Annotated in this window: 29 protein-coding genes; 3 read left to right on the top strand and 26 right to left on the bottom strand. The window is 40.2% G+C overall.

Going from position 1 to position 24,124, the window contains the following annotated elements:
• Positions 1 to 26: 26 nt before the first annotated feature.
• The 15 genes from KFE17_00365 to rho all read right to left on the bottom strand — a co-directional run bounded on the left by KFE17_00365 (position 27) and on the right by rho (position 11,970).
• Positions 27 to 818 (bottom strand): zinc dependent phospholipase C family protein, encoded by a 792-nt coding sequence (locus KFE17_00365; GenBank protein QUO32254.1) that lies wholly within the window; start codon positions 816 to 818, stop codon positions 27 to 29.
• Positions 819 to 971: 153 nt separating this feature from the next.
• Positions 972 to 1,532, bottom strand: a complete 561-nt coding sequence (locus tag KFE17_00360) for a zeta toxin family protein (GenBank protein ID QUO32253.1) — start codon at positions 1,530 to 1,532, stop codon at positions 972 to 974.
• On the bottom strand, positions 1,532 to 1,711 hold the full coding sequence (locus tag KFE17_00355) for a hypothetical protein (GenBank protein QUO32252.1): 180 nt from the start codon (positions 1,709 to 1,711) through the stop codon (positions 1,532 to 1,534). The genes KFE17_00360 and KFE17_00355 overlap by 1 nt, the downstream gene beginning before the upstream one ends.
• Before the next feature lie 665 nt (positions 1,712 to 2,376).
• Positions 2,377 to 2,613, bottom strand: coding sequence for a hypothetical protein (locus KFE17_00350; protein QUO32251.1), 237 nt, complete (start codon positions 2,611 to 2,613; stop codon positions 2,377 to 2,379).
• 12 nt (positions 2,614 to 2,625) lie between these two features.
• Complete coding sequence (locus tag KFE17_00345) at positions 2,626 to 3,018, bottom strand: hypothetical protein (protein ID QUO32250.1); 393 nt, start codon at positions 3,016 to 3,018, stop codon at positions 2,626 to 2,628.
• 252 nt (positions 3,019 to 3,270) lie between these two features.
• Positions 3,271 to 3,747 (bottom strand): pyridoxamine 5'-phosphate oxidase family protein, encoded by a 477-nt coding sequence (locus tag KFE17_00340; protein ID QUO32249.1) that lies wholly within the window; start codon positions 3,745 to 3,747, stop codon positions 3,271 to 3,273.
• 293 nt (positions 3,748 to 4,040) lie between these two features.
• On the bottom strand, positions 4,041 to 4,208 hold the full coding sequence (locus KFE17_00335; protein ID QUO32248.1) for a hypothetical protein: 168 nt from the start codon (positions 4,206 to 4,208) through the stop codon (positions 4,041 to 4,043).
• Positions 4,209 to 4,557: 349 nt separating this feature from the next.
• The gene (gene prfA, locus KFE17_00330) at positions 4,558 to 5,628 is read right to left on the bottom strand and encodes a peptide chain release factor 1 (GenBank protein ID QUO32247.1); all 1,071 of its coding nucleotides are present in this window, start codon (positions 5,626 to 5,628) and stop codon (positions 4,558 to 4,560) included.
• 19 nt (positions 5,629 to 5,647) lie between these two features.
• A complete protein-coding gene (gene prmC / locus KFE17_00325) occupies positions 5,648 to 6,547 on the bottom strand; it encodes a peptide chain release factor N(5)-glutamine methyltransferase (GenBank protein ID QUO33569.1) in 900 nt (299 codons plus the stop codon).
• Positions 6,548 to 6,561: 14 nt separating this feature from the next.
• Complete coding sequence (locus tag KFE17_00320; protein QUO32246.1) at positions 6,562 to 7,497, bottom strand: DUF1385 domain-containing protein; 936 nt, start codon at positions 7,495 to 7,497, stop codon at positions 6,562 to 6,564.
• Between the two features lie 59 nt (positions 7,498 to 7,556).
• Positions 7,557 to 7,757 carry a 50S ribosomal protein L31 gene (gene rpmE, locus KFE17_00315; protein ID QUO32245.1) on the bottom strand — a complete coding sequence of 67 codons (201 nt, stop codon included), beginning with the start codon at positions 7,755 to 7,757 and terminating at the stop codon, positions 7,557 to 7,559.
• A 191-nt stretch (positions 7,758 to 7,948) separates the two neighbouring features.
• Complete coding sequence (locus KFE17_00310) at positions 7,949 to 8,509, bottom strand: hypothetical protein (GenBank protein ID QUO32244.1); 561 nt, start codon at positions 8,507 to 8,509, stop codon at positions 7,949 to 7,951.
• Between the two features lie 145 nt (positions 8,510 to 8,654).
• Positions 8,655 to 9,158: a hypothetical protein gene (locus KFE17_00305; protein ID QUO32243.1), complete on the bottom strand. Its 504-nt coding sequence runs from the start codon at positions 9,156 to 9,158 to the stop codon at positions 8,655 to 8,657.
• A gap of 28 nt (positions 9,159 to 9,186) precedes the next feature.
• Complete coding sequence (locus KFE17_00300; protein QUO32242.1) at positions 9,187 to 10,410, bottom strand: WYL domain-containing protein; 1,224 nt, start codon at positions 10,408 to 10,410, stop codon at positions 9,187 to 9,189.
• Positions 10,411 to 10,512: 102 nt separating this feature from the next.
• Complete coding sequence (rho, locus tag KFE17_00295; GenBank protein ID QUO32241.1) at positions 10,513 to 11,970, bottom strand: transcription termination factor Rho; 1,458 nt, start codon at positions 11,968 to 11,970, stop codon at positions 10,513 to 10,515.
• A 251-nt stretch (positions 11,971 to 12,221) separates the two neighbouring features.
• On the opposite strand from rho, the gene KFE17_00290 reads away from it, so the two are divergent.
• The gene (locus KFE17_00290; GenBank protein QUO32240.1) at positions 12,222 to 13,163 is read left to right on the top strand and encodes a TIGR01212 family radical SAM protein; all 942 of its coding nucleotides are present in this window, start codon (positions 12,222 to 12,224) and stop codon (positions 13,161 to 13,163) included.
• A 21-nt stretch (positions 13,164 to 13,184) separates the two neighbouring features.
• A complete protein-coding gene (locus KFE17_00285) occupies positions 13,185 to 13,697 on the top strand; it encodes a DUF4364 family protein (protein ID QUO32239.1) in 513 nt (170 codons plus the stop codon).
• 71 nt (positions 13,698 to 13,768) lie between these two features.
• On the opposite strand, the gene KFE17_00280 is transcribed toward KFE17_00285, so the two are convergent.
• On the bottom strand, positions 13,769 to 14,623 hold the full coding sequence (locus tag KFE17_00280; GenBank protein ID QUO33568.1) for a YitT family protein: 855 nt from the start codon (positions 14,621 to 14,623) through the stop codon (positions 13,769 to 13,771).
• Positions 14,624 to 14,792: 169 nt separating this feature from the next.
• On the bottom strand, positions 14,793 to 15,656 hold the full coding sequence (gene nudC / locus KFE17_00275; protein ID QUO32238.1) for an NAD(+) diphosphatase: 864 nt from the start codon (positions 15,654 to 15,656) through the stop codon (positions 14,793 to 14,795).
• 142 nt (positions 15,657 to 15,798) lie between these two features.
• Here nudC and KFE17_00270 point away from each other — a divergent pair, with 142 nt between their 5' ends.
• The gene (locus tag KFE17_00270) at positions 15,799 to 16,731 is read left to right on the top strand and encodes a D-2-hydroxyacid dehydrogenase (GenBank protein ID QUO32237.1); all 933 of its coding nucleotides are present in this window, start codon (positions 15,799 to 15,801) and stop codon (positions 16,729 to 16,731) included.
• Here KFE17_00270 and KFE17_00265 read toward each other — a convergent pair.
• From KFE17_00265 to KFE17_00225, 9 genes are all read right to left on the bottom strand, one after another.
• The gene (locus KFE17_00265) at positions 16,697 to 17,587 is read right to left on the bottom strand and encodes a 4Fe-4S binding protein (GenBank protein QUO32236.1); all 891 of its coding nucleotides are present in this window, start codon (positions 17,585 to 17,587) and stop codon (positions 16,697 to 16,699) included. The genes KFE17_00270 and KFE17_00265 overlap by 35 nt on opposite strands.
• The gene (locus tag KFE17_00260) at positions 17,580 to 17,726 is read right to left on the bottom strand and encodes a thioredoxin (GenBank protein QUO32235.1); all 147 of its coding nucleotides are present in this window, start codon (positions 17,724 to 17,726) and stop codon (positions 17,580 to 17,582) included. The genes KFE17_00265 and KFE17_00260 overlap by 8 nt, the downstream gene beginning before the upstream one ends.
• Complete coding sequence (locus tag KFE17_00255; protein ID QUO32234.1) at positions 17,727 to 18,332, bottom strand: TlpA family protein disulfide reductase; 606 nt, start codon at positions 18,330 to 18,332, stop codon at positions 17,727 to 17,729.
• A 13-nt stretch (positions 18,333 to 18,345) separates the two neighbouring features.
• The gene (locus KFE17_00250) at positions 18,346 to 18,816 is read right to left on the bottom strand and encodes a signal peptidase II (GenBank protein QUO32233.1); all 471 of its coding nucleotides are present in this window, start codon (positions 18,814 to 18,816) and stop codon (positions 18,346 to 18,348) included.
• A complete protein-coding gene (locus KFE17_00245; GenBank protein ID QUO32232.1) occupies positions 18,817 to 19,377 on the bottom strand; it encodes a zinc ribbon domain-containing protein in 561 nt (186 codons plus the stop codon).
• 15 nt (positions 19,378 to 19,392) lie between these two features.
• A complete protein-coding gene (gene clpX, locus KFE17_00240) occupies positions 19,393 to 20,817 on the bottom strand; it encodes an ATP-dependent Clp protease ATP-binding subunit ClpX (GenBank protein ID QUO32231.1) in 1,425 nt (474 codons plus the stop codon).
• A gap of 175 nt (positions 20,818 to 20,992) precedes the next feature.
• Positions 20,993 to 21,316: a thioredoxin gene (trxA, locus tag KFE17_00235; protein QUO32230.1), complete on the bottom strand. Its 324-nt coding sequence runs from the start codon at positions 21,314 to 21,316 to the stop codon at positions 20,993 to 20,995.
• A gap of 38 nt (positions 21,317 to 21,354) precedes the next feature.
• Positions 21,355 to 23,319 carry an NAD-dependent DNA ligase LigA gene (gene ligA, locus KFE17_00230; protein QUO32229.1) on the bottom strand — a complete coding sequence of 655 codons (1,965 nt, stop codon included), beginning with the start codon at positions 23,317 to 23,319 and terminating at the stop codon, positions 21,355 to 21,357.
• A complete protein-coding gene (locus KFE17_00225) occupies positions 23,309 to 24,106 on the bottom strand; it encodes a pseudouridine synthase (protein QUO32228.1) in 798 nt (265 codons plus the stop codon). The genes ligA and KFE17_00225 overlap by 11 nt, the downstream gene beginning before the upstream one ends.
• Positions 24,107 to 24,124 lie beyond the last annotated feature (18 nt).

The raw sequence follows: 24,124 nt of genomic DNA, 5'->3' as shown, positions 1-24,124 counted from the left end.
CTCGATCCTCATCCTTCTCAAACCCGTTACTCAAAATTCCGATCAAATCGATCACTTAATTCTGTTCCTACTTCTACACTGGACTCGAAATCTCTGATCAATCCAAGCGCAACCGGAACCGCTCCTTCTAACCGTTTCTCCAGTCCGATGATGCTTTCACTGCACTTTGGATTATCTTTTGGACGAAGCAAATGTCCCTGAAGCGATTCATATTGCCCTGAAATTCTCATCCCAATGTCGATAAGCGCTCGCTTTACCGGGCATGGAGCTGTCAATACATTTTTACAAAAGCGCATAGATCTCAGTGATCTGCAGGCATACTTTGGAGTAATTCCTTCATAAAATTCTGCAACGATCCCTGCCGTTTTCGGATCTGTTGGAAATGTCTTTCCAATCGGATAAGACAATGGTTCTTCGCCATTCTTTCTCATGAGATGCTTTTCAAATTCGCTCTCAATCTCAATGTGTCCGACACCGGTTCGAAGAATCTCAGACTCCACAAATGGATGACATTCACTGTCCAGTGCAAAATGGCAGATAAAACCTAATGCATATGCATATTCCGGAGAATCCATTCCATTTTCTTCTATGATTTTCTGCGCATGTTCAATAAATCCCAATGCAGATTCTTCATGGATCCGATATCCGGTTCCACTAATCTCATTCTTCTGAAATGGATGATAGAAAAAAAGATAGTCCGGTCCTTGCAGACCGATTCGAAACAAAGGCAAATAGCGAAGTGCCCGCTTACGATTCTCTTCATCCAGTTTTCTTAAAACTTTATTTCCAAATTGATTATGTGCATAAAGCGCCGGCATATAAATCCCTCCTGTCCTTATCAGATATCGCCGTACAGAAAATATTTTATCACAAAGTTACCTGATATGGCTATAGTCTTCTTTTACAAAAAAAATCGACTACAGATTCATCTGTAAACCGATTTATATATAAACAGCCTTATAGAATGTACTTTATATAATACCTTTTCCTTCCATCCATTTTGGTAAGGTATTTGATACCCTGACAGCTTGACCATTTCGAAAAATGGCAAAGCGATGAAATCTTTCTGTATTATCATAAAATGCTGCTAAGTCACACTCTTTTAAAATATCTTTTAAATTACGAAATGTTTCTATATAACGTTTTTCAATATCAGCCTCTGGTATTCCGTGTCCTCCTTTGCTTACTCTCAATTTTACTCTTTCTTTTGCAATTTCAACCGTATCAACCCCTACATAATGCAACTCGACACAATATCCTAGTTCCTTTGCTTTTCTTATATTTCTCAAAATCGATTTTCCACACAATGTAGTCTCTTGATTAAATGAAGTTCCTTCCATCAAATACTGATTCAATAGTTTAACTGCCTTTTTTCCAGCTGTTATTAGAATAGACATATCTTTCCAATCACCCAATTCTTTTACAATTTCATCGGTATTTATACGTGGCATTTCTTTTAATTCATCTAATGTTTCATAAAGCGTCGACTTTCCGGCGCCATTTACTCCTGCTATCAAAATATACTTTTTCATCAAAACAGATTCCTTTCAATTACTTTTCTCTGTTTTTTCTGAAGTAAAAAATCTCCAACCACTTCATAGAATTCTCTTTGTTCTTCTGTTTCTGCCTCTAACACTAGCTGTAAGGTATCTTCTGGCTTTAGTTTTTCTATTTCTTGATATATGTTCTCATACTTTTTTACATCACACATAACAACACTTCCTTGCAATATTTACTGTTTTAATATCTTTATTATTTGTTCCCATTATACAATATTTTTTGTAGATATTACAATTAAAACTTCCTTTTCGTGACTTACTGTGTTTTGATATCTCCCTTGCCTCTTCATTATCTGAATGTATGTATTTACTTCCTTCGATAGATTTTATCACTTGTTTCTTTTAATGACAAAAGAAATCGGCTACAATTTATCTGTAAACCGATTTCTTTTTTATATACTATTCCTGCATATTCGCCAGTTTTGCAGCCTGGTCTGCTGCAATAGGCATACATGTCTTTATAATCGAGCTATGAGCGTATGTGGCAATAACCTTAGTGTTATAAACATACGCATCAAAATATCTATGAACTCTTCCCTTAATTTTACCATACCTTTCTGTCTGCTATGTCGTAGTATAGTAATATAAAGCCTCAATAGGGAAGAGAGCATCTCAAATACCCCCACAATAAGATTTGGCAGGAGATACTGAACTGGGAAAGTATACCAAATCTCAAAGGGAAATACCTTATTTTAAAAACAATTAGCCTTTGTAGACTAACTGCTTAATTGACACGAAAACTTGAATTTATATACTTAGTTCTTAACAAATTTGACGCAAAATACATCACACTACTTTAATCTATTATAACTAATCATTAAAAGTTATAAGGAAAACTGTTTTTTAGAATTTTTTCTAACTTTTCAGCAGCATCATTATCCAATTCTTTTAATTTATCTGGTGGTGTTATTACTAAAGTACCATCAGCATTGTATCTAGGACATACCCCTCCATTTCCTGTTCTAATATAATTAACTCCCGTTTGGATATCAATCATTATTTCTACATCTTGACCATTAGATTCACAATCAATTGTTAAAAAATCCATACTCATATCAACTTCTCCTTACCAACTAAAAGTTACAACAACATCATATGTACTACGTGCATCAGGAATACTTGAATATACACTTCTCACGCTAATTAATTTCAATCCTAAGTCTTTTGCCACATTACCTAAAGTTTCTTGGACTATTCTTTCAGCAAGACTTTCCTTATCAGATTTTCTAATTTTAAAGAAAGATTTCTTTTCAAAATCAACTGAAAAACTAATTCCTAACTCAGTTTTATAGAAAGATTTTTCTACTTTAGCGACATTTCTACCTAGTTGAGCTTGTTTATAACATTCTCGTTTTATTTCTTCAGGATATATATTTTTACAAATATATTCAATCTTACTTGTTAGTATATCAGTCTCGTTCAATGGTTTTATATTTCTCAAACTATCTGCAAATTTCATTAAATTCTACCTCTCCATATTTTTTCTTTCTGAAGTCCACACCTTTTTCTAAGCTAGTATATACCTAACATTCTCAGTACAAATAACAATTATACATACGAATTGTCTATACCATAATCGTAAACTTCTAATTTTCGTCTCCATTTCTTTTCCCCATTATACAGTATTTTTTTTAAGGCTTACAACAAAAATCTCGATTTCTTCCCAGTATCCTCTTCATATTAACCGACATGGGAACTAGAAGTTTTTTATTTAAGACTCATTAACAAGTTTGCCTGTTATGTGTTCTGGTGTAAGTTCAAGGCATTGTACTTTTGAAAGAGAACTCTCTAATTCTCGTCTTAAATACTCTTCATCTTCTGTGAATTTACGGCATAACGCTGAACAAATTACATTTGCTTTTTCTTTATCGGTAACAAGGCTAATTTCTCCAAACACAACAACACTTTTAACATTCAAAGCCCATTCGTCTTTGTTGCGATAGCCCTTATCAAAAACAGTATAACAAACCTTATTGCATTTTTGAATTGCATCGATTTTATGTCCTTCCTTTGCACCATGAAAATATAATTTTCCATCAGCTTCACAATACCAATGATTCATTGGTATGCCATAAGGATATCCATCAGCATCGAGCATTGATAGCACACCTCTTGTTTCCGTTTTTAACACAGCAATACACTCTTCGTCTGAGAGCTGTTGCTTAACTCTTCTCATTTTTCTAAACATAATTACCTCATAAAATTCAATTTTTCGTCTCCGTTTCTTTCCTCCATTATACAGTACTTTTCACAAACCTTACAACAAAAATTTCGTTCTCTTCCCAGTATCCTCTTCATACTCTTTTCGCAAGCAAGGAAACATCTCTCTCCAAAAAGAGACATCAAATCTCTTATCTCAACCTCTGTTTCATATTACAACCACTTTCACCTGTTCGTGAGTGACGACCCTTACAACAGTTCACATTTGTTAATCATATACATCTTTCCCTCGCAATAGAGCAGATGTGATTTCCACTTTTCTCACTTTGTCTCGGTTGCTTCACACCGTTCTTTTCTTACTAGGCATTTACCGATAGGGATACTACGAGAAAGAAGTAGCAGCATTTCTGCAATTAAAGTAACGACTTTCAAGTCGCACACTATGACTTCTGCTGACTTCTCGTCATTCGTTGTTACTACAAGTTTCATACTCTGTTTCCGCTTGCTGACGAGACCTCCCCTGGTACCACACGTCACTTTCTCTCCATATATCTGCCACATCTACTATAATTAATTCCGAGTAGCTATTGGACTTTGACTTGTTTGGCAGCCTTATCCTTAACTATAGCCTCATGTGGTTTCTGTTCGTCAGACCAGAGATTTGCCATCTGACTTCCTTCAGATTCCACCTCACAGTGGACACCCTTGTCATTGGCTGTATCCTTCCTACTACTAGGGCGGATTAGGGACTTTCACCCATTAGCGACGTGCGCCGCAAGGCGCACCAAAAAAAGAAATCGGCTACAATTTATCTGTAAACCGATTTCTTCTTTATATACTATTCCTGCATATTCGCCAGTTTTGCAGCCTGGTCTGCTGCTATCAGACTGTCAATAATCTCATCGAGATCACCATTCATAATAGCGTCAATCTTATACAGTGTCAATTTGATACGGTGCTCTGTCACACGTCCCTGCGGGAAGTTGTAAGTACGGATCTTCTCTGAACGATCTCCTGTACCGATCTGGCTTCTTCTCGCTTCTGCCTCTGCTGACTGCTGTTTCTCAAGTTCTAACTCGTATAACTTTGAACGGAGCAGGCGGAAAGCCTTCTCCTTATTCTGCAGCTGTGACTTCTCTGTCTGGCTGTAGATGACAATTCCTGTTGGATAATGTGTCAAACGAACCGCTGAGTCTGTTGTATTGACACACTGTCCACCGTTACCAGAAGCACGCATAACGTCAATACGGATATCTTTCTCATTAATCTCAACATCCACTTCCTCTGCTTCCGGCATAACTGCTACTGTAATTGTAGATGTATGGATACGTCCGCCGGACTCTGTCTCCGGAACACGCTGTACACGGTGTACACCGCTTTCGTATTTCATACGGGAGTAAACTCCCTGTCCACTGATCATAAATACTACTTCTTTAAATCCACCGATTCCGTTCTCATTGAAAGAAATCATCTCTGTCTTCCAACGTCTGCTCTCTGCATAGTGTACATACATACGATACACTTCTGCTGCAAACAGCGCTGATTCATCTCCACCTGCACCGGCACGAATCTCTACAATAATATTCTTATCATCGTTCGGATCTTTTGGAAGAAGAAGAATCTTCAGCTCATGTTCAAGCTCTTCCACACGTTTCTTAGAAGAAGATAACTCTTCTTTAAGAAGCTCGCGCATCTCTTCGTCAGATTCACTTTCTAACATTTCTTCACTATCTGTAATCGCCTGTTTTGCATTCTTATATTCTGTATATGCTTCTACGATAGGTGTCAGATCTGCCTGCTCCTTCATCAGCTTGCGGAAACGTACCTGATCATTGGCAACATCCGGTTCCTGCAGTTCACCCATAATCTCTTCAAAACGAATTAGCAAATCTTCTAATTTATCAAACATTGTTAATTCCTCCTACTCTCTAACCATTGTACACGCCAGACAAGACGCGGTCAAGACCTGCCAGATCCTTTTTCACCCGGATCTGTTCAAATCCTCTTCGCTTCATCAGCTCAGAAACAGCTTCTGCCTGATCATGCCCGATTTCAAATAAAAGCCTTCCTCCTTGTTTTAAAAAGGCAGGACTCTCCTCTATAATTCTCTCATAAAAATATAATCCATCTTCTTTTCCGTCCAGCGCAAGAAGCGGATCATGGCAGCGCACCTCTTCTTCCAGTGTCGCAATCACAGCTGTCCTGATATAAGGCGGATTTGATACAATCATATCAAACCTTCCTTCAATCTGTGCAAAAAGATCGCTTTCCTGAAAAATTGCTGCCGATGCCAAAGCTCCTAAAACAGCTTTTCGATTCTTCTCAGCAACATTCAGTGCATCTTCAGAAATATCCACACCGACGCCGGTAACTGCAAATCTTTTCCACAATTCTTCATTAATCTTTCCACAAACCAGCCCGTTTTTTTTATTTGCATACCAAAGCAGACTTAACAAAATGCACCCTGATCCGGTGCACATATCAAGAACCCGCATCCCCGGACACACAGTCTTTAGCGCTTCTTCTACAAGGATTTCTGTATCTTGACGGGGTACCAGTACATACTCATTAACTTGAAACGTAAGCCCCATAAACTCCTGTTCTCCTGTCAGGTGCTGAAGCGGAATCCTGTCGGCACGTTTTCCAATCAACTCCAGATAACATTTTTCCTGCTCTTTTGTAAGTGGGCGTTTTATTTCTGCAAAATAAGTCCCTCGATCTATTTTTGTAACATGCGAAAGCAGATACCATGCATCCAACTCTGCTTCACTGATCTTTGCCTCTGAAAGTCTGTTGATTCCATATTCCAGCGCTTCTTTTAAACATATCGTTCCTTCGTCCATTACCTTACTCTCACTTCCGGATTTTCTTCAAAAAACGCCTTCCAGTCAAATACAGCCTCCACAGCTCTAATCCCAACTTCGATCATTTCGTCATCCGGTTCCTTTGTTGTCAGGCGCTGAAGCCAAAGTCCCGGTTTACTCAGAACGTTCACAATCGTGTTTTCACTTCTTCCGGCAAGTCGGATCAACTCATAGGAAATCCCTGCAATTACAGGAAGCAGCGCAATGCGCACGATAAGATTCACAGCATTAGAATCAAACTGAACAAAAAAATGCGTTATAATGCTGACAACCATCACAAAAAGCAGAAAACTTGTTCCGCATCTCTTATGCTCTTTTGAACTCTTTCGAACATTTTCCACTGTCAGATCCAGTCCATGTTCAATACAGTTAATACATTTATGCTCTGCACCGTGATACATAAAAACCCGTTTAATATCTTCCATTTTGGAGATTCCCCAAATATAAAGTAAAAATACCGCCAACTTGATGATTCCTTCACAGACTGCAAACATCGTCTTCGACAACCCGAATCTTTTCAGAAAACTTGTTGCTCCATACGGGACTACCATAAACAAAAGCACTGCCAGCAAAATCGAAAATGTGATAGTCATTCCCATCATAAAGTTCTCTTTCTTTTCCTGCTTCTTTGCCTCTGCATCACTGAGTACAACCTTCTCTTCCTCTTCTTCGTAAAAGCTTGCAGAATATGTAAGTGTCTTCATACCAATCACAAGGGAATCAATAAAGTTAAATACACCTCTGATAAATGGAATCCTTGTCAGCATTTTCCATTTTTTCACAACGCTTTTATATTCCTGTATGTCAACGGCAATCTCGCCGTCAGGCTTTCTTACTGCAACGGAATATTGTCCGCCATTTCTCATCATAATGCCTTCCAGCACTGCCTGACCGCCTATATTAGATGATTTCATACATCCTCTCCTTATACTCAAAAAGGTTGAGATTCGAAAACCTCAACCTTCGGACATCATTATTTAATTCCGTATTTCTTGTTGAATTTATCAACACGGCCACGAGCCTGAGTAGCTTTCTGCTGTCCTGTGTAGAATGGATGACATTTAGAACAGATTTCTACGTGAATATCTTTCTTTGTAGATCCTGTTACGAATGTATTACCACAGTTGCATGTTACAGTAGCCTGATGATATTCTGGATGGATTCCTTCTCTCATGTTTTTCACCTCTTCTATTCATAATGTTATGTTACGCGATAGCACTCGGCCGTTCGCAATTTTACTTGCCGGCGAATGCCCGCAATCAATGTCTCTTAAACAGCTCTGTTATTGTAACATATCTTTTTATATTTTGCAAGTTGTTTTTCAAAAATGTTCTTCTTCCGCTTTGAATAATTCTCGCTTCTCCTTTAAAGATATTCCTTGAAATCATGCTCAAAGACTAAGGTTAATGTTCGTAAAAGTTCATTCTGAAACACTCTTTCTTCCGTATACTGGAGATTTCCCTCTTCAATCTTTCTATTCGCTTCTGCAAAATATTTTTTTCTTGCTGCTATTAAATTTTCATCAGGATAACATGCCAATTTTAAATTTGATAACCCCCAACTGATTTCTTTATACACTTCCGGAAATTTTTCCATAATCTCAAAAGAACACTCAAAAAATAAGATTTGTGGATTTATTCGTTTCCACCTTTTTACGACTCCCGGCCTTTCATAGCGTCTGACAAACGCTTCTGTTTCATCTACGATCTCTCGCAATCTTTGTGCCGGTTCCTCTTGTCCGAGAAACAACATATCGATGTTCTTTCGAACACTCATCAATTTGTCACCCAGGTAATCCCAGATGTCCTTTTCCTTCTCATTCTCCGGAACTTTGTTATAACAGTCTGTTTTTTCATACAGTGCCAAAATTTCCCAAAGCATACCATAAATTGTTTTAATGGATTCTCTGATTTCTTTTGCCATCATAAGCGCCCTCCTGTTTTCTTTCTCTCTTTTGTTTACTCTTTATATTATACACCTGCAAACACGCAACATATTGCCGAAAACAAAAAAGCACTCCCTATTCCTGAAATTTTTTAATCTTCTCTCTCTTTCATATGCATTAGTATTTTTAAAGATTCTTTTGTTTAATATCCATCATACAATTGTACCAAATTTCTCCTTCCGTACATTTTTTAAAAGGATTTCCGTCATAAGCCTTATTTCCTTTTTTTAGTGGTGTTAATCTGTCAGAATTGTTTTCGGGATATTTTGTAATATACTCTCTTAAACCCCAATACCCTATGAAAAAATGCCACTTTTGATTCAACTGCGGAGATAATCCATTTAATAAAAATACAAACCTTTCCAAACACTCTTTTGTTTGATACTTTTTCTTCAGGACACTTAAAACAATCGACTCCTGTTCTCTTTCGGTATGAATCAGTTCTCTTAACCATTTTTTATATGCTTCATCACCTTTGGAACGCTTCAAATAATTATCATCAAGAAAATACTTCGCTAAATCAATATAGGGGCCTTTTGGAGTGTTCCCATTTTTAAAATACTCTTCCACTTCCTCACAAGTATCCGCTGCATCTATTAAGGATGCGACGATTTCTTCTATTTTCTTCATAACTATTTTCTCCTTTGTCAGTCTTTCCCTATCTATAACGCTCCAGAAGCCCTCTGCACTTTTCGAAAATGCTATTTCTCAGCTCAACCGGCTTCAATACTTCAACATACTCTGAGCATTGCATTGCCCAGGATTCCATTGCTTTTAGAACACACGTTACTTCTACTTCATCCCATCTATCGTCAATATGTTTTACAAACGTATAGCGATCTCCGAAATAATCATGTAAAAGTGTATATCGGTCTTTATCCAATTTTAATCGTATCGTACATGGCTGACCAAAAAACATATACATATGTTCCGCCTGAAACTCAGATGCAATTGTATCATTCCATTCAACAGGAAGACCTTTCACCATTCTCTTTGGTTTTCTCCTCTCTGACACCATAGTTTCACCATCCAATACCGATACTTTCGTTTTATCGGTAATATCAGACATCAGATCAATTCTATAAAAGCCAACATCGTCATAAGGATCTACGCTGCACACCAAATAATATTTCCCATTATACAAAATCACATAGTACGGATTTGCCACATATGTCATGATCTCCCCTGATGGCTTTCGTCTCGGTATCAATTCTTTTTTCTCATTATATCCGTTAAAATGAAATGCGATTTTATTTCCAATATTGTTATTAGCTTCGATTGCCTGACGTATGATTTTCAGATTCTTTCTGACCATAACCTCGTCTACACGAGAATCTTCATAAACATTAGAGATATTTGTACTGATTTTTCCGGTTGTCTCACTAATAAATGGTGAATACTTCGGATAATTCATGCTGGTTACCTTTTGAAGCTTTTTAATCAGTTTTTCTTTTGTACTTGTATCTATATTCTTCAAAAAAAGAACCGCCTCAATAATCTGATTCAACTCTTCAAACGAAAATAATTGATTGTATCTGAGTTTTCTTAATTGTAATTTTTTTGATCCTTCTCTCTTCAGTCCTATATCGCGTGCATGAAGTTTATCCTCTAGTCCTTTGACAATAATCTTATAATCCTCAATCCCATAAAAACTGTCCACAACTCCATCTTCATCTTCTGGATTCAGTTCCTTCATCATGACTTTTAAATAATCTGTCAGTGTTCTCTCCGAACAAGGATGCTCGTATTCTTCCATCAGATTCTTAATCTCCGTTTGCGAAATGGTTGTATACTCATCCGTCTCTTCTTGTAAAATTTTCAAAATAGTCAGTATTCTTCCGATAAACCTAAAATCATGTACTGTTTTCTTTTGTTCTTCCATTATTCCCTCCATCTAACATAAAACTGCTATTTAAAATACGAAAAAAAGTCTGATTCCTTTTCACAGAATCAGGCTCTTTTTATCTTATGAACGGTCTATCGGCTAGATTAATTTCGTTTTCTTGACTGTCTGGACAAATTCCCGGTTATTTTTCGTACGGGCAAACATATTCAGAATACTGTCCGCCGCCTCATCCGCTTTCATACCATTAAGCGCTCTGCGCATAATATAAACGGCTTCCAATTCCTCTTGACTCAGCAGCAGATCTTCTCTTCTTGTTCCTGATTTCATAATGTCCACAGCCGGGAAAATCCGCTTCTCAGAAAGCTTACGGTCGAGAACAAGCTCCATATTACCGGTTCCCTTAAATTCTTCGTAAATGACATCATCCATCTTACTTCCCGTATCTACAAGCGCTGTTGCCAAAATTGTAAGACTTCCTCCCTCACGCATATTTCTGGCTGCTCCAAAGAAGCGTTTTGGCATATGAAGCGCTGCCGGATCAAGACCACCTGACAGTGTACGGCCGCTTGGCGGTACGACAAGGTTATACGCTCTTGCCAGTCTTGTAATACTGTCCAGTAAGATTACAACTTCTTTCTTATGTTCCACAAGACGTTTGGCTCTCTCAATTACCATTTCAGAAACTCTCTTATGGTGTTCCGGAAGTTCATCAAAAGTAGAATAGATTACTTCTACATTCTTCCCTTCAATGGCTTCTTTAATGTCTGTTACTTCTTCCGGACGTTCATCAATTAAAAGAATCAGAAGATGCATTTCCGGATGATTTCTCTTAATAGAAAGCGCAACTTCTTTTAGTAATGTTGTCTTACCTGCCTTTGGCGGAGAAACAATCATTCCTCTTTGTCCTTTTCCAATCGGTGAAAGCAGATCCACAACCCGCATTGCTGTGCTGCTTCCTCCGCTCTCTAAGCGTATTCTCCGATTCGGAAAAATCGGCGTCATATCTTCAAAATTATATCTGCCGGCTGCCTGTGCCGGTGTAAAACCATTGATCTTTGTCAGATATAAAAGTGCGCTGAATTTCTCCGACTGCGTTTTAATCCTTGTATTTCCCTCAATAATATCTCCCGTCTTCAAATTAAAACGGCGAATCTGGGACGGCGATACATAAACATCATTTTCACCCGGAAGATAATTTGCTGACCGGATAAATCCATATCCGTCCGCCATTACCTCAAGAATTCCTTTTACCGTCTGACCGCTGTCCAACTGACCAATATCTGTCGGCGGCTCGTCCCCCTTCTGTTCCCGCATATCCCGGTAATCCCGTCTCTCACGGTACTCATTTCTTTCATATCTTACGTTCTCTCTATTATTTTCTCTGTTTTCCGGTCTGGTTTGCCTTACCACATCGGTTTTTTCTGTCTCGTTTTCAGTGTCTCTTTCTTCTTCCTGTATTGGCTTTGTTCTTTCATCTTCTTCAAGCATCACTTCAACTAACTCTGCTTTACGCATTGCTGTAACACCTTTCAATCCTCTTGCTTTTGCAAGATCTTTTAAGGCTGCCAAAGATAAGGATTCATACTTCTCTCTCATTGAATTCTCCCTTCTGAATGACTGATATCTTTTCTTTTATTTAGTTATTACTTACCATGTGGGATTCCTGCCGAACCGGCAAATATGATCTATGCTGTAATTATATACCATTTTTTTTAAAATAGAAAGCCCTTTTATTTTTATTTTTCGGACATTGATTTCATGTATTATCAATGTTATGATAAATGAAAGTGATGCGATCAGCCTGACCGCAGTTTTTCAACAACACAAGAAAGCCGAGCAGATACCTTATGAGATTTTGGGATGATAAACGCTACTATTCTTTAAACTATTATTTAAAACAGCATTATGGCAGAAAACTTTACAAGATTGCTCTTGACGGCGGCATGACATGTCCAAACCGGGACGGTACGTGCGGCAGCCGCGGATGTATCTTTTGCAGCGAAGGCGGCTCCGGTGACTTCGCGGGTGACCGTGCCCTCTCCATCAGAGAGCAGCTGGCTCTCGGCAAAGCCTCCCTTTCAGAAAAATACAACGGTCATTCCTATATTGCCTACTTTCAGGCATATACGAATACCTACGCGCCAGTCCAACATCTCCGGCAGTTATTTGAAGAAGCTGTTTCTGATCCGGAAGTCTGCGTGCTCTCCATTGCTACAAGGCCGGATTGCCTCGGAGAAGATGTAATTGAACTGCTTACAGAACTCAACCTTCAAAAACCTGTCTGGGTGGAACTTGGTCTCCAGACGATCCATCCAAAAAGCGCTGATTTCATCCGCCGCGGTTATCCTCTCTCTGTTTTCGAAGACGCTGTCACACGGCTTCGCAAAGCCGGCATTGAGGTCATCGTCCATACGATTTTATTTCTTCCGGGCGAAACTCCCTCACAGATGCTTGACACAATCCGCTATCTGAACACTCAGGACATTCAGGGAATCAAGCTTCAGCTCCTTCATATTCTGAAACATACAGATCTCGCATCCTATTACGAACAGCATCCTTTTCCTCTTCCTTCTCTGGAAGAATACCTGGAACTTCTTGGAGCGTGTATCTGCACATTGCGACCGGATATCGTTATTCACCGCATTACCGGTGACGGACCAAAATCCCTTCTGATCGCCCCTCTCTGGACTTCTGATAAGCGAAATGTACTGAATCAGACTGCCCGATATTTTAAAGAACATGATATCTGGCAGGGTAAATATACAGAAGATGATAAATTTATTTCATAAATCATAAAGGAGGATTCCTCAATGTCTGAAACACTGGCACTTTACAAACTGATTATTCTTCAAATGCTGCAAAAAATTGATTTCCCATTAACCAATGGTCAAATTTCCGAATTTATTCTGGATAAGGGCTACACAAACTATTTCAAACTGCAGCAGGCAATTTCTGAGATGGTCGATACCGGTTTTCTCTACGAAGAACAGGCGCATAACCGCACTTTGTATCATCTGACAGATTCCGGCATGGAGACAATACAGTTCTTCAAATCCAAAATCCCGCCTGCAATTCTCGATGATATCGATACATTTCTGCGGGAAAAGAAATACGATCTGAAAAACGAAGTTTCTGTAAAGGCTGATTATTATAAAAATAACCACCAGGAATATTCTGTTCGCTGTCAGGTACTGGAGAATGAAATCCCGTTGATTGATCTGACCTTAACTGTTCCAACAGAAAAAGAGGCGATTACTATCTCTACCAACTGGTCCACCAAAAATCCTGAAGTCTATGCGACTGTTATGAGTCTGCTTCTTTAAAAAAAATCTGCCTGTCAGTTTCATATCCCGAGATATGTTCTGACAGACAGATTTTTCTTTTACTTCTGAAATTAATCCTCTTTAAATCCTTCTCCTACAACTTCATTGGATTCCATAATCACGATAAATGACTTTTCGTCTATTCTCTTTGCCGCCTGACGAATCGCATACATTTGTTTGTTGTTGCAGGCACACATGACAACTTGTTTCTCCTCTTTCGAATAGCTTCCCACACCGCGAAGCAATGTGGAACCTCTGCCTGAAATGTTATCAATCGCCTGAGCCACTTCATCGCCTTTCTCGGTTACAATCATGGTAAGTTTGCCGGCATCAATCCCGTACATTACCTTATCTACTACAAAGGATAAAAGATAAGTAACAATCATTCCATAAATAATTCCATCTACTTCCTTATAAATAAATGCCCCGGCTGCAATAATCACTGCATCCATAATAAATACAATTTTTCCAAGAGATAAATGTGGTTTTTTTGCTTTAATAGACATCATAATGAAATCTGCTCCACCGGTAGAGGAATTTCGCATATAAATCAAAGCATATCCCAAACCGGAAATTACTCCCGTACAGATTGCCGCCAGAAGTCTGTCTCCTTCGTATAATGGAAATAACGGTGCAATCTCATCCATAATAAAAGAGGTAATAATAATTGATTTGATGGAGCGGATAAAGAAATCCCGTCCCAGAATCTTATAGCAAAAGATTGCAATCGGAATATTTAAAAGCATTGAAACCACACCGATTGGTGTCCCAAATAAATAATAAAAGATTAATGCAATTCCAGATAATCCTGCCATTGGAAATTCCGCCGCAGATGCAAAGTTATAAACTCCGATTGCGATCAAAATCCCTCCTACAATATCTACCAGCACGTCCATTCCCAGCTGTTTCCAATTCAGCTTTTTTATTTTTTCCATACCTGCAGCCTCCTGTAAACTTTCTTTATTTCTTCCGGGCATTCGTTGATATACCAAAAGCTCAGATAAAACCAAAAAAAGAGCATTTAACAACTATATAAATATAATCGCAAATGCTCTTCTCCTATTTCAGTATATATTTTATATAGGGAGTTGTCAATCACTGTTTTTCTCTTCCCTGCCGGAATATGCACATCATCTCACTTGTCAGACTGATATCCTCTTCCTGCACCGGAACCTCTTCCCGATTGCACCACTGTGCAACAGCTAACTCTTCTTCATCCATTTTTATTTTATCAGAGCCATCCAGCTCACAGAAGAATCCCATGAGCAGCGTATCTGAAAAAGACCACGGCTGACTTTTATAAAACCGTATATTTTTCACATGCAATCCTACTTCTTCTTTGACTTCCCTGCGTACGGTATCCTCAATCGTTTCTCCGGTTTCTGCAAAACCTGCGATTAACGCGTATTTTTTATAAGCGCGTCCGGCATATTTCGTTAATACGATCCGGTCATGATCCGTAACTCCTACGATTACCGCCGGACAGATTTTCGGATATTCCATCTGTCCGCAGTCCGGGCAGCGCATGAGTCTTTCTTTCTCATCATGCATCATTTTCTTTCCGCATCTTCCGCAGAATACGCGGCTTCTGTACCAACGGTGGATCTGATCTCCTGTCACAGCAGCAAATGCCATATGTTGCGGTTTCGCTGTACGAAAAAATGTCATATACTCTGCCTGACATTGTTTCCGTTCCAGAAGCTTTCTGCAAAGTATCTTCTCCTGTTCCTCGGAAAGAAGATAAAAGCGCATTTGATCAATGGAAAATAAATATGTCCACTGTAATTCTCTCACTTTCAGAACCCCTTTTGCCTCTTTGATTGTTACAAAAGAGATATTTTCATTTTCTTTCCGAATAAGTGTTTTTCCTTCATCATACAACAGCACAAAGCTTTCCTCTTTTGGTTTTTGCGGAATATATTGATTGTCGAAATGATGCGGCATAATATCCTGTATCATTTTATCCTTCACCTGATTTCTTTTTTCTTCCGATTTATTTTACTATACCATATTTTACTTTGCAATCCAAAGATATACAAGTATCCTTTGGTATGCTATACTTTTTCTATATTACCGCAATTAAATATAAGGAGGGATTCAAATGAAAATTGTATTTTTGGATGCAAAATCCATCGGCGAAGATATTGACCTGTCCGGATACAAAGCACTTGGTGAAGTAATAAAATATGACTTTTCTTCTCCGGAAGAAGTCCCGGACCGTGTCAGAGATGCAGATGTTATCATTCTGAATAAAGTTACGATCAATGAAAAGACGATCGGAACTGCCAGACATCTGAAACTTGTCTGTGTCACCGCTACAGGAACAAATAATCTTGACAAAGACTATCTCGACTCCCGCGGCATTGCATGGCGCAATGTGGCCGGCTATTCTACGGAAAGTGTTGCACAGCACACATTTGCAATGCTGTTCTACCTTCTGGAGAAATTAAGCTATTACGACACTTATGTAAAACAGGAGCGATATGTCAATGACAAGATGTTTACGCATTTTGCCGAACATTTTCACGAACTCCATTCTATGACATGGGGAATCATCGGACTTGGCAATATCGGACGAAGAGTCAGTGAGATTGCCAGCGCTTTCGGAGCAACTGTCATCTATACTTCTCCTTCCGGCGCACCGGCACAGGAAGGATACGCACAAGTACCGCTTGACACACTCCTAACTCAGTCCGACATCATTTCTGTCCATGCACCTCTGACAGATTTTACAGAAGGACTGATCGATGCGGATGCCTTTTCTAAAATGAAGCCAAACTGCATCTTCCTGAATCTTGGAAGAGGTCCGATTGTTTGCGAAGAAGCACTTGCAGAGGCGCTGAAAAACAATAAAATAGCTGCCGCAGGATTGGATGTGCTTGCCGCCGAGCCAATGAGCCCGGACAGCCCGCTCCTTCCAATCAAGGACAGCAGACGGCTTTTGATTACGCCGCACATCGCCTGGGCAAGCGTGGAAGCCCGCCAAAGGCTGATGCAGATTATTTTGAAACAGATTCAGGACTTTTTTTCCTAAGTTCAGACATCGTAGACTGAATCGCATTGGTAGGACATGCTTTCATACATTCACCGCACCGAATACATTCCATACTGTTTGGATGATTGATTACATCTACTCCCATTGGACACGTTCTGACACAGGCGCCGCATCCTACGCATTTTCCTTCATCAATCTTTAAACGGTAAAATGCAATTGGATGAAAGGCGCCATAAACTGCTCCGAGGGGACAAAGATACTTACAAAATGGTCTGTAATACTTTACGGACAAAAATAAAATGATCAAAAGCACCAACATTTTCCAACTAAATAAGAAGCCAACTGCACTTCGCAAAAGAGGATTGGTACTGATGAGCGGAATTCCCGCCAGTAATGTTCCTGACGGACAAATGTATTTACAAAACCAGGGATCGCCCTGCCCTACCACATTTACTGCCAATGATGGAAGCAGTATCACAAACAAAAGGAGAATGATATATTTTAGTTTCCGAAGCAATGCATCTTTCGGCATGTTTTTTTGTTTTCGGAAAATCGGAATCTTATAAAGAAGGTCTTGCACAAGACCGAACGGACACATCCACCCACAGATAAACCGTCCGAAAACCGCTCCAAATACCATTAAGATTCCAAATACATAGCTGGACACCTTAAAGCCGCGGCTTCCAAGCACCGCCTGCAGCGCTCCGATCGGACAGGCTCCCAGCGCTCCCGGACAGGAATAACAGTTTAACCCAGGTACACAGATTGCCTTTGATGTTCCGGTAAAAATTCTTCCTTTCAAAAATCCTGCCGCATATCCGTTAGTAATTGCTGCCCATGCTGCCTGAAACCACAGTCGATAATTTCTTTGATGCTTTTTTTCTTTCTTATCCAATTCCAATACACTCCATACAAATATTCGCAGCCTTGTTCCACACCGTATCCGGCTCTCCCTTCCAGATGCCAAACAGAATCAGCAATACTCCGACTGCAACCACGACTTTGCCTGCAAATTTTCTTCTACGCTCCGGCATTTATTTTTCCCCCTGTATCATTGCAAGCTTCTCTTCAAGAAGCGCTGCCCAGTCTTCTTTACTTTTTGCACCGGTTACCGTCTCTCCGAGAAGTTTTCCCTCCTGATCTACAAAAAAGGTTGTCGGAACTCCCGGCACATATTCATACAATCCAACATACAGCTCCATACTTGGAATCAAATGCAGATAATCTGCCCCCGTTGCCGCCACTGCTTCTTTGGCGAGCGAAACATTTTCCTCATTTATCTTTCCATCCGGCTGAATGGTATCAAGGCAAAGTCCGATAATCTGTACATTCTTGCTGTCATACTCTTTGCTTAGTTCTGCCAGATATGGCATTTCCTCCAGACATGGATTGCAAAAAGTTGCCCAGACATTAACCATTGTCACATCTGCTTCCTGGAAAATACTTTTATCTACCTTTTTTCCATCCAAATCGGTTACTTCAAATTCTCCAAAAGGTTTCACAGCTTCTTTCGTTGTACCAGGAAGACGCTTTCCTTCTTCAGCTTTTTTTGCATCCTGATTCACAAACACCATGACTGCCGCAGCAACACACACACATATAATACATCCTATTAGAATGATTTTATTCTTTTTTTCCATTTCTAACCTCTTATCATTTCTTTTTTTCCTTCAGACAGGATGCCAGAAGCATACCCATTCCGGAAAAGATAAAAAAATCACCGAAATTATATGTAATCTCTGTCAGCTTCTTCCATCTAGTCTGAAATCCAATATAATCCACAACATATCCCCGCCAGATTCTGTCATACAGATTGCTGAGCGCGCCGCCAAGCAGGAGCATCGCTCCTGTCTTTTGAAAGAAATGACCTTTTCTTAAAAATACAGCGCCGCTGTATGCTCCGCTGAGCAGAACTGCCGCCAGTGAACTTTTCTGGACCAGTTCCGGCCTGGCATCTAAAAGATTTAATGCAAATCCTCTGTTCTCCACTCTGCGCCAAACGATTCTGCTGCCGGCAATTTTCTTCTCATCACCGGCGCAGAATCGCTCTTCTACCTGTTCTTTCACATATTGATCTATCAGACTCAGGGATAAAGATGCTGTCATCCATTTCCCCGGTTTCATTTACAAATCTCCTTCTTTGCCGTCTAAAGCAGAAACCTCATCAGCCAGTGACTGCTCATATGCTGCCCGAATCTCTTCCAAATTCTCTTCTTCGAAGATCTCTTCCTCTGCCGCAGCCGCTTCTTCTTCCGCAATCGTTTCTTCTGTAGTGTCTTCTTCTTCAAAGATATCTTCTTCTGTCTCTACCTTTGTACCACAGAATGGGCAGAAATTCATTCCTTTTTGAACAGCCTCGTGACAATTTGCACACCGTGCCTCTCCCTTCATTTCGGACACTTTCTTCTCACATGCAAGGATTTCTTCTTCCCGCTCTCGGATCTTCTCACAAATCTCATGGAAGTCTTCTGAATGTGCTTCGCCATTTTTATAAGCTTCATAGAGACTTCTTCCCATCTCAAGCCAGTCTTTGGCATTCTCACGGCGCATTGTATAGATCTGATTCTTCAGTTTCTGTGTCTCTACAACTTCTCCCGTCTTCTTTCCGACAGTATCTGCTGCATCATAAAGTGTATCTGCAACTCTTTTTCCTAACTGTTCCACGTCATCCCAACTAAATTTCATACTTCCTTCTCCTTCCTAATGGCAGGTCAGTCTGTCCTGACCACGCAGCGTAATGATTGGTCCTCCGGTTCCTTCGATATAAGCTTTTGTAATCGTAACTTCTCCGATACTATCATCTTTCGGAATCTCATACATAATATCTAACATAAATTCTTCAATGATGGCACGCAGCGCACGGGCTCCTGTATCTTTCTTCATCGCCTTCTGTGCAATCGCATGAAGCGCCTCATCTTCGAATGTAAGTTTTACTTCATCCAATTCCAGCAATTTCTGATACTGTTTCAAAATTGCATTCTTTGGTTCTCTCAAAATCTTTACAAGCATATCCTCGTCAAGACCTTTTAGCGTGAATACAATCGGAAGACGACCAAGAAATTCCGGAATCATTCCAAAGCTGCGAAGATCTTCCACTTCAACCTTTGAGATCAGATCCTTCTCATTGTCATATTTATCTTTCAAATCTGCAATAAATCCAATGGAGGATTTCTTTGTCAGACGCTCTTTGATGATCTGCTCAAGATCCGGGAACGCTCCGCCACAGATAAATAAAATGTTCTTTGTATTAATCGTAGTCAGAGGCACCATTGCATTCTTACTGTTCGCTCCAACAGGAACTTCCACCTCTGCTCCTTCCAGAAGCTTCAGCATTCCCTGCTGCACAGATTCTCCGCTGACATCTCTCTGACTTGTATTGCGCTTCTTTGCAATCTTATCAATCTCATCAATGAAAATAATTCCCTGTTCTGCACGATCCACATCATTGTCCGCAGCTGCCAATAACTTCGATACTACACTTTCAATATCATCGCCGATATATCCTGCTTCTGTAAGTGAAGTGGCATCCGTAATTGCAAGCGGAACATCCAGAAGTCTTGCGAGTGTCTTTACAAGGTATGTTTTACCGCTTCCTGTCGGTCCGATCATCAACATATTAGATTTCTCAATCTCGATCTCATCTGTCGGGTCCAACGCTACACGCTTATAATGGTTATATACTGCAACAGAAATCGCTTTCTTTGCATATTCCTGTCCAACTACATACTCATCAAGCTGTGCTTTGATCTTATGCGGAGCCGGAATATTGTGAATATCAAATACAGGTTCCCGCTTCTCATCCGGCTGTTTTTTCTTTATCTGCTGTTGCTTCGGCATCATATTTTCAAAATCAGACATATTCAGGATCTGTACGCCAGGCATATTCATTAACTGGCTGTAATCAAATCCGCCCTTATTCATCATGTCAAACCCTTTTTGCATACAGTCCTGGCAGACATACATCTTCGTTGGCAGTTCAATCATCTTTCCTGCCACACTTTCCGGACGGTGGCAAAGTGCACAAAACTTCTCGTACTCCTTTGTCTCCTTCTGATCTGAAGAATTCCCCTCCGTACTCTCTGTCGTGACTTCCTCTATTTCATCTGTATATACATTATCTGACATTTCTATAACCTACCCTTCTTATGTATGCTTTCATTATACATGGGGCTTTCTTTTCCGTAAAGTGAATATTTTATAAACTGCCTGCTCCCGCATAGTTATCATAACATACGATCCAAGCAAAACTCCCGGCACGCATCCAGTGCGAGCCGGGAATCCTATTCCTCTCATTTATCTATTAAGCTAAATGTTCATTCAAAAGCGCTTCCAGTTCCGCCGGCTGCATTGCCCCTGCACTCTGGTGTACTTTCTCTCCATCTTTTACAAGTATCACGGTCGGAATACTGAACACACGAAACTGTTTTGCCAGTTCTTTATCCTCATCCACATTTACTTTGCCGATTTTAACTTTGCCGGCAAATTTATCCGCCGCCTCATCTACGATCGGGCCGAACATCTGGCAAGGTCCGCACCACGGCGCCCAAAAGTCAACTAAAACAAGCCCTTTTTCTTCCATTACTTCCTGCTGAAAGTTTTCTTTTGTAAAATGTAATGCTGCCATATGATTTACCTCCTGTTATACTATTGAATGCTTTTATTCTAATTGTTTTCTCCGAGTAATTCCAGAAACTCTTCTTCTGAAATTACCGGGATTCCAAGTTCTTTTGCTTTTTTATTTTTTGATGAAGAAGATTGTGTATCATTATTGATCAGATAATTTGTTTTGGAAGTGACCGATCCTGTTACCTTTCCGCCTCTCTTTTCGATGACCTCTTTCACCTCATTTCGATTCGCAAAGTGATGAACGCTTCCGGTCACAACAAAATTCATTCCCGCAAAAATCTGCTCGGACTGATCCACATTTTCCTTCGTAAGAGATACTTCTTTCAACAGATTCCGGAAATTTTCCACATGGATCTCTGATGAAAAATAATCGCAAAAACTTCCTGCAATAACACTTCCGATTCCATCTATAGCGGCAAGTGCCTCTGCGTCTGCACAGATAATCTTCTCCGGATCTTCCTCAAATGCACGGCAGATGACCTTTGCATTTGCCAGACCTACATTTGCAATCCCCAAACTGTAGATTACTTTTGCAAGAGTTGTCTTTCTCGCTTTCTCTGCACTTTCAATGAGACGCTGATAAGATTTTTCCCCAAATCCTTCCATCGCCTGTATTTCCTCGCGAAATTGGTCCAAATGGAACAGATCTGCATAGTTGCGAATAAATCCTCTCGCAATGAATTTCTCCAGCGTAGCCTCTGAGAGTCCTTCAATATTCAGTGCATCTCTGCTTACAAAAAGTGCAAACGACTTCATATGTTTTACCTGGCAATCCGGATTCGTACAGTAAAGTGTTTTTGCCTCTCCTAACTTTCGGATCTCTGTTTCTCCCTTGCAGACCGGACATACTTTCGGAATGTCTTTTACCCCGCTTCTTGTCAGATTCTCTGCAATCTGTGGGATAATCATATTCGCCTTATATACTTGGATCTGATCCCCGATTCCAAGCTCCAGTTCTTCCATAATACTGATATTATGCACACTGGCACGGCTTACCGTTGTTCCTTCCAGTTCCACCGGTTCAAAGATTGCTACCGGATTAATGAGTCCTGTTCTCGAAGGACTCCATTCAATCTCAAGCAATTTCGTTTCCTTCAGTTCATCCGCCCACTTAAAAGCAAAGGAATCTCTTGGAAATTTTGCCGTTCTCCCGAGTGACTGGCCGTAAGCAATATCGTCATATACAAGTACTAGTCCATCTGAAGGATAATCATTGTGGGAAATCTGCTGTTCAAACCAGCTCACTTCTTCTTCAATCGTCCCGGCAGTAACCTCATGGTACTCCACCGTTTCAAAGCCCTGCTGCTCTAACCATTCCATCTGTTTCTTTCTGGAATTCTCAAAAGTTTCCCCGTCTGCTTTCACAAGTGTAAATGCAAAAAATCTTACATTTCTCTTCGCTGTAATCTCATTGTTCAGCTGACGTACGCTTCCACTGCACAAGTTTCTCGGATTTTTATAGCGGGCATCCACATCTTCAATTTCTTCATTAATCTTCTGGAAGTCATGATAGCCAATGACGGCCTCTCCTCTGAGTACAAGCTCTCCCTGAAAGGCAATCTGAAGCGGAATATTCTTAAATACTCTCGCATTATTCGTAATGACTTCGCCAACTTCACCATTTCCTCTTGTAACTGCCTTAAAAAGCTTTCCGTCCCGATAAGTGAGAACGATAGTCAGCCCATCCATTTTCCAGGAAATCAACGCCTTCTGATCTCCGAGAAATTCCCGAAGTTTTTCCACCTCTTTCGTCTTGTCAAGAGAAAGCATCGGCGAATCATGACGTTCTTTTGGAAGTTCGCTCAGTACTTCATATCCGACATTTACAGTCGGACTGTTGGATACCGTAATCCCAAGTTCTTCTTCTAATCCTAACAATTCATCGTAGAGCTGATCATATCTCTGGTTGCTCATAATCTCTTCTGCACCCTGGTAGTAAGCCTTCCCGGCTCTGTTCAGAAGCTCCACCAGCTCCAGCATTCTTTGTCTCTTATCTTCCATACTTTCCTCTCTGCTGCTGTCTTAACATTCTTTGAATCTGTTCTCGTTCCCGGATTGCTGCTTCGTCAATCACAGTTTCATTCTTCGAGTCTGCCAAAAGCTTCATCAATTCCGCTTCTTCCTCAGCAGTTACTTCGCGATAAGCTCCAGGCTTTAGCTCTCCCAGTGTCAGATTCATTACCCGGATCCTCTGCAATTTCTTTACTTCGAATCCCAATGCCTCACACATTCTTCGAATCTGACGATTCAATCCCTGCGTCAGAATAATGCGAAAACGGTATTTGCTCAACTGCTCTGTTTTGCATGGTCTTGTCACCGTATCAAGTATTTTTACTCCCTCTGACATTGCCCGGAGAAATGCTGCTGTTACCGGTTTGTCCACAGTCACAATGTATTCTTTTTCATGTCGGTTTCCGGCACGCATCATTTTATTAATAATATCGCCGTCATTCGTCATCAGAAGCAGCCCTTCCGAATCTTTATCAAGTCTTCCTGCATAAGTAATTCGTGAAGGATAGTTAAGAAACTTAATAATATTATTCTTCTCCCGTTTCTCCTCGGTGCATACAATCCCCACCGGTTTGTTCACAATTAAAAGGATTCTCTTCTCCACCTTCTGTACTGTCTTCTTTCCGACACGGATTTCCTGTGTCGGCAGTACTTTCATTCCGGTTTCTGCGCGCTTTCCATCCACAGTTACCTGTCCGGCAGCAATCAGCCGGTCTGCCTCTCTCCTGGAACAGACGCCGGCCTCTGCCAGAAATTTATTCAATCGTACTTCCTGCATGTAGTTTCTCCAACGCTC

Origin of the sequence: Faecalicatena sp. Marseille-Q4148, from assembly GCA_018228665.1 — a bacterium.
GTDB lineage: Bacteria > Bacillota > Clostridia > Lachnospirales > Lachnospiraceae > UBA9414.
Note: the sequence above shows the minus strand (reverse complement) of the source record. Positions and strands in the feature narration are given on the sequence as shown.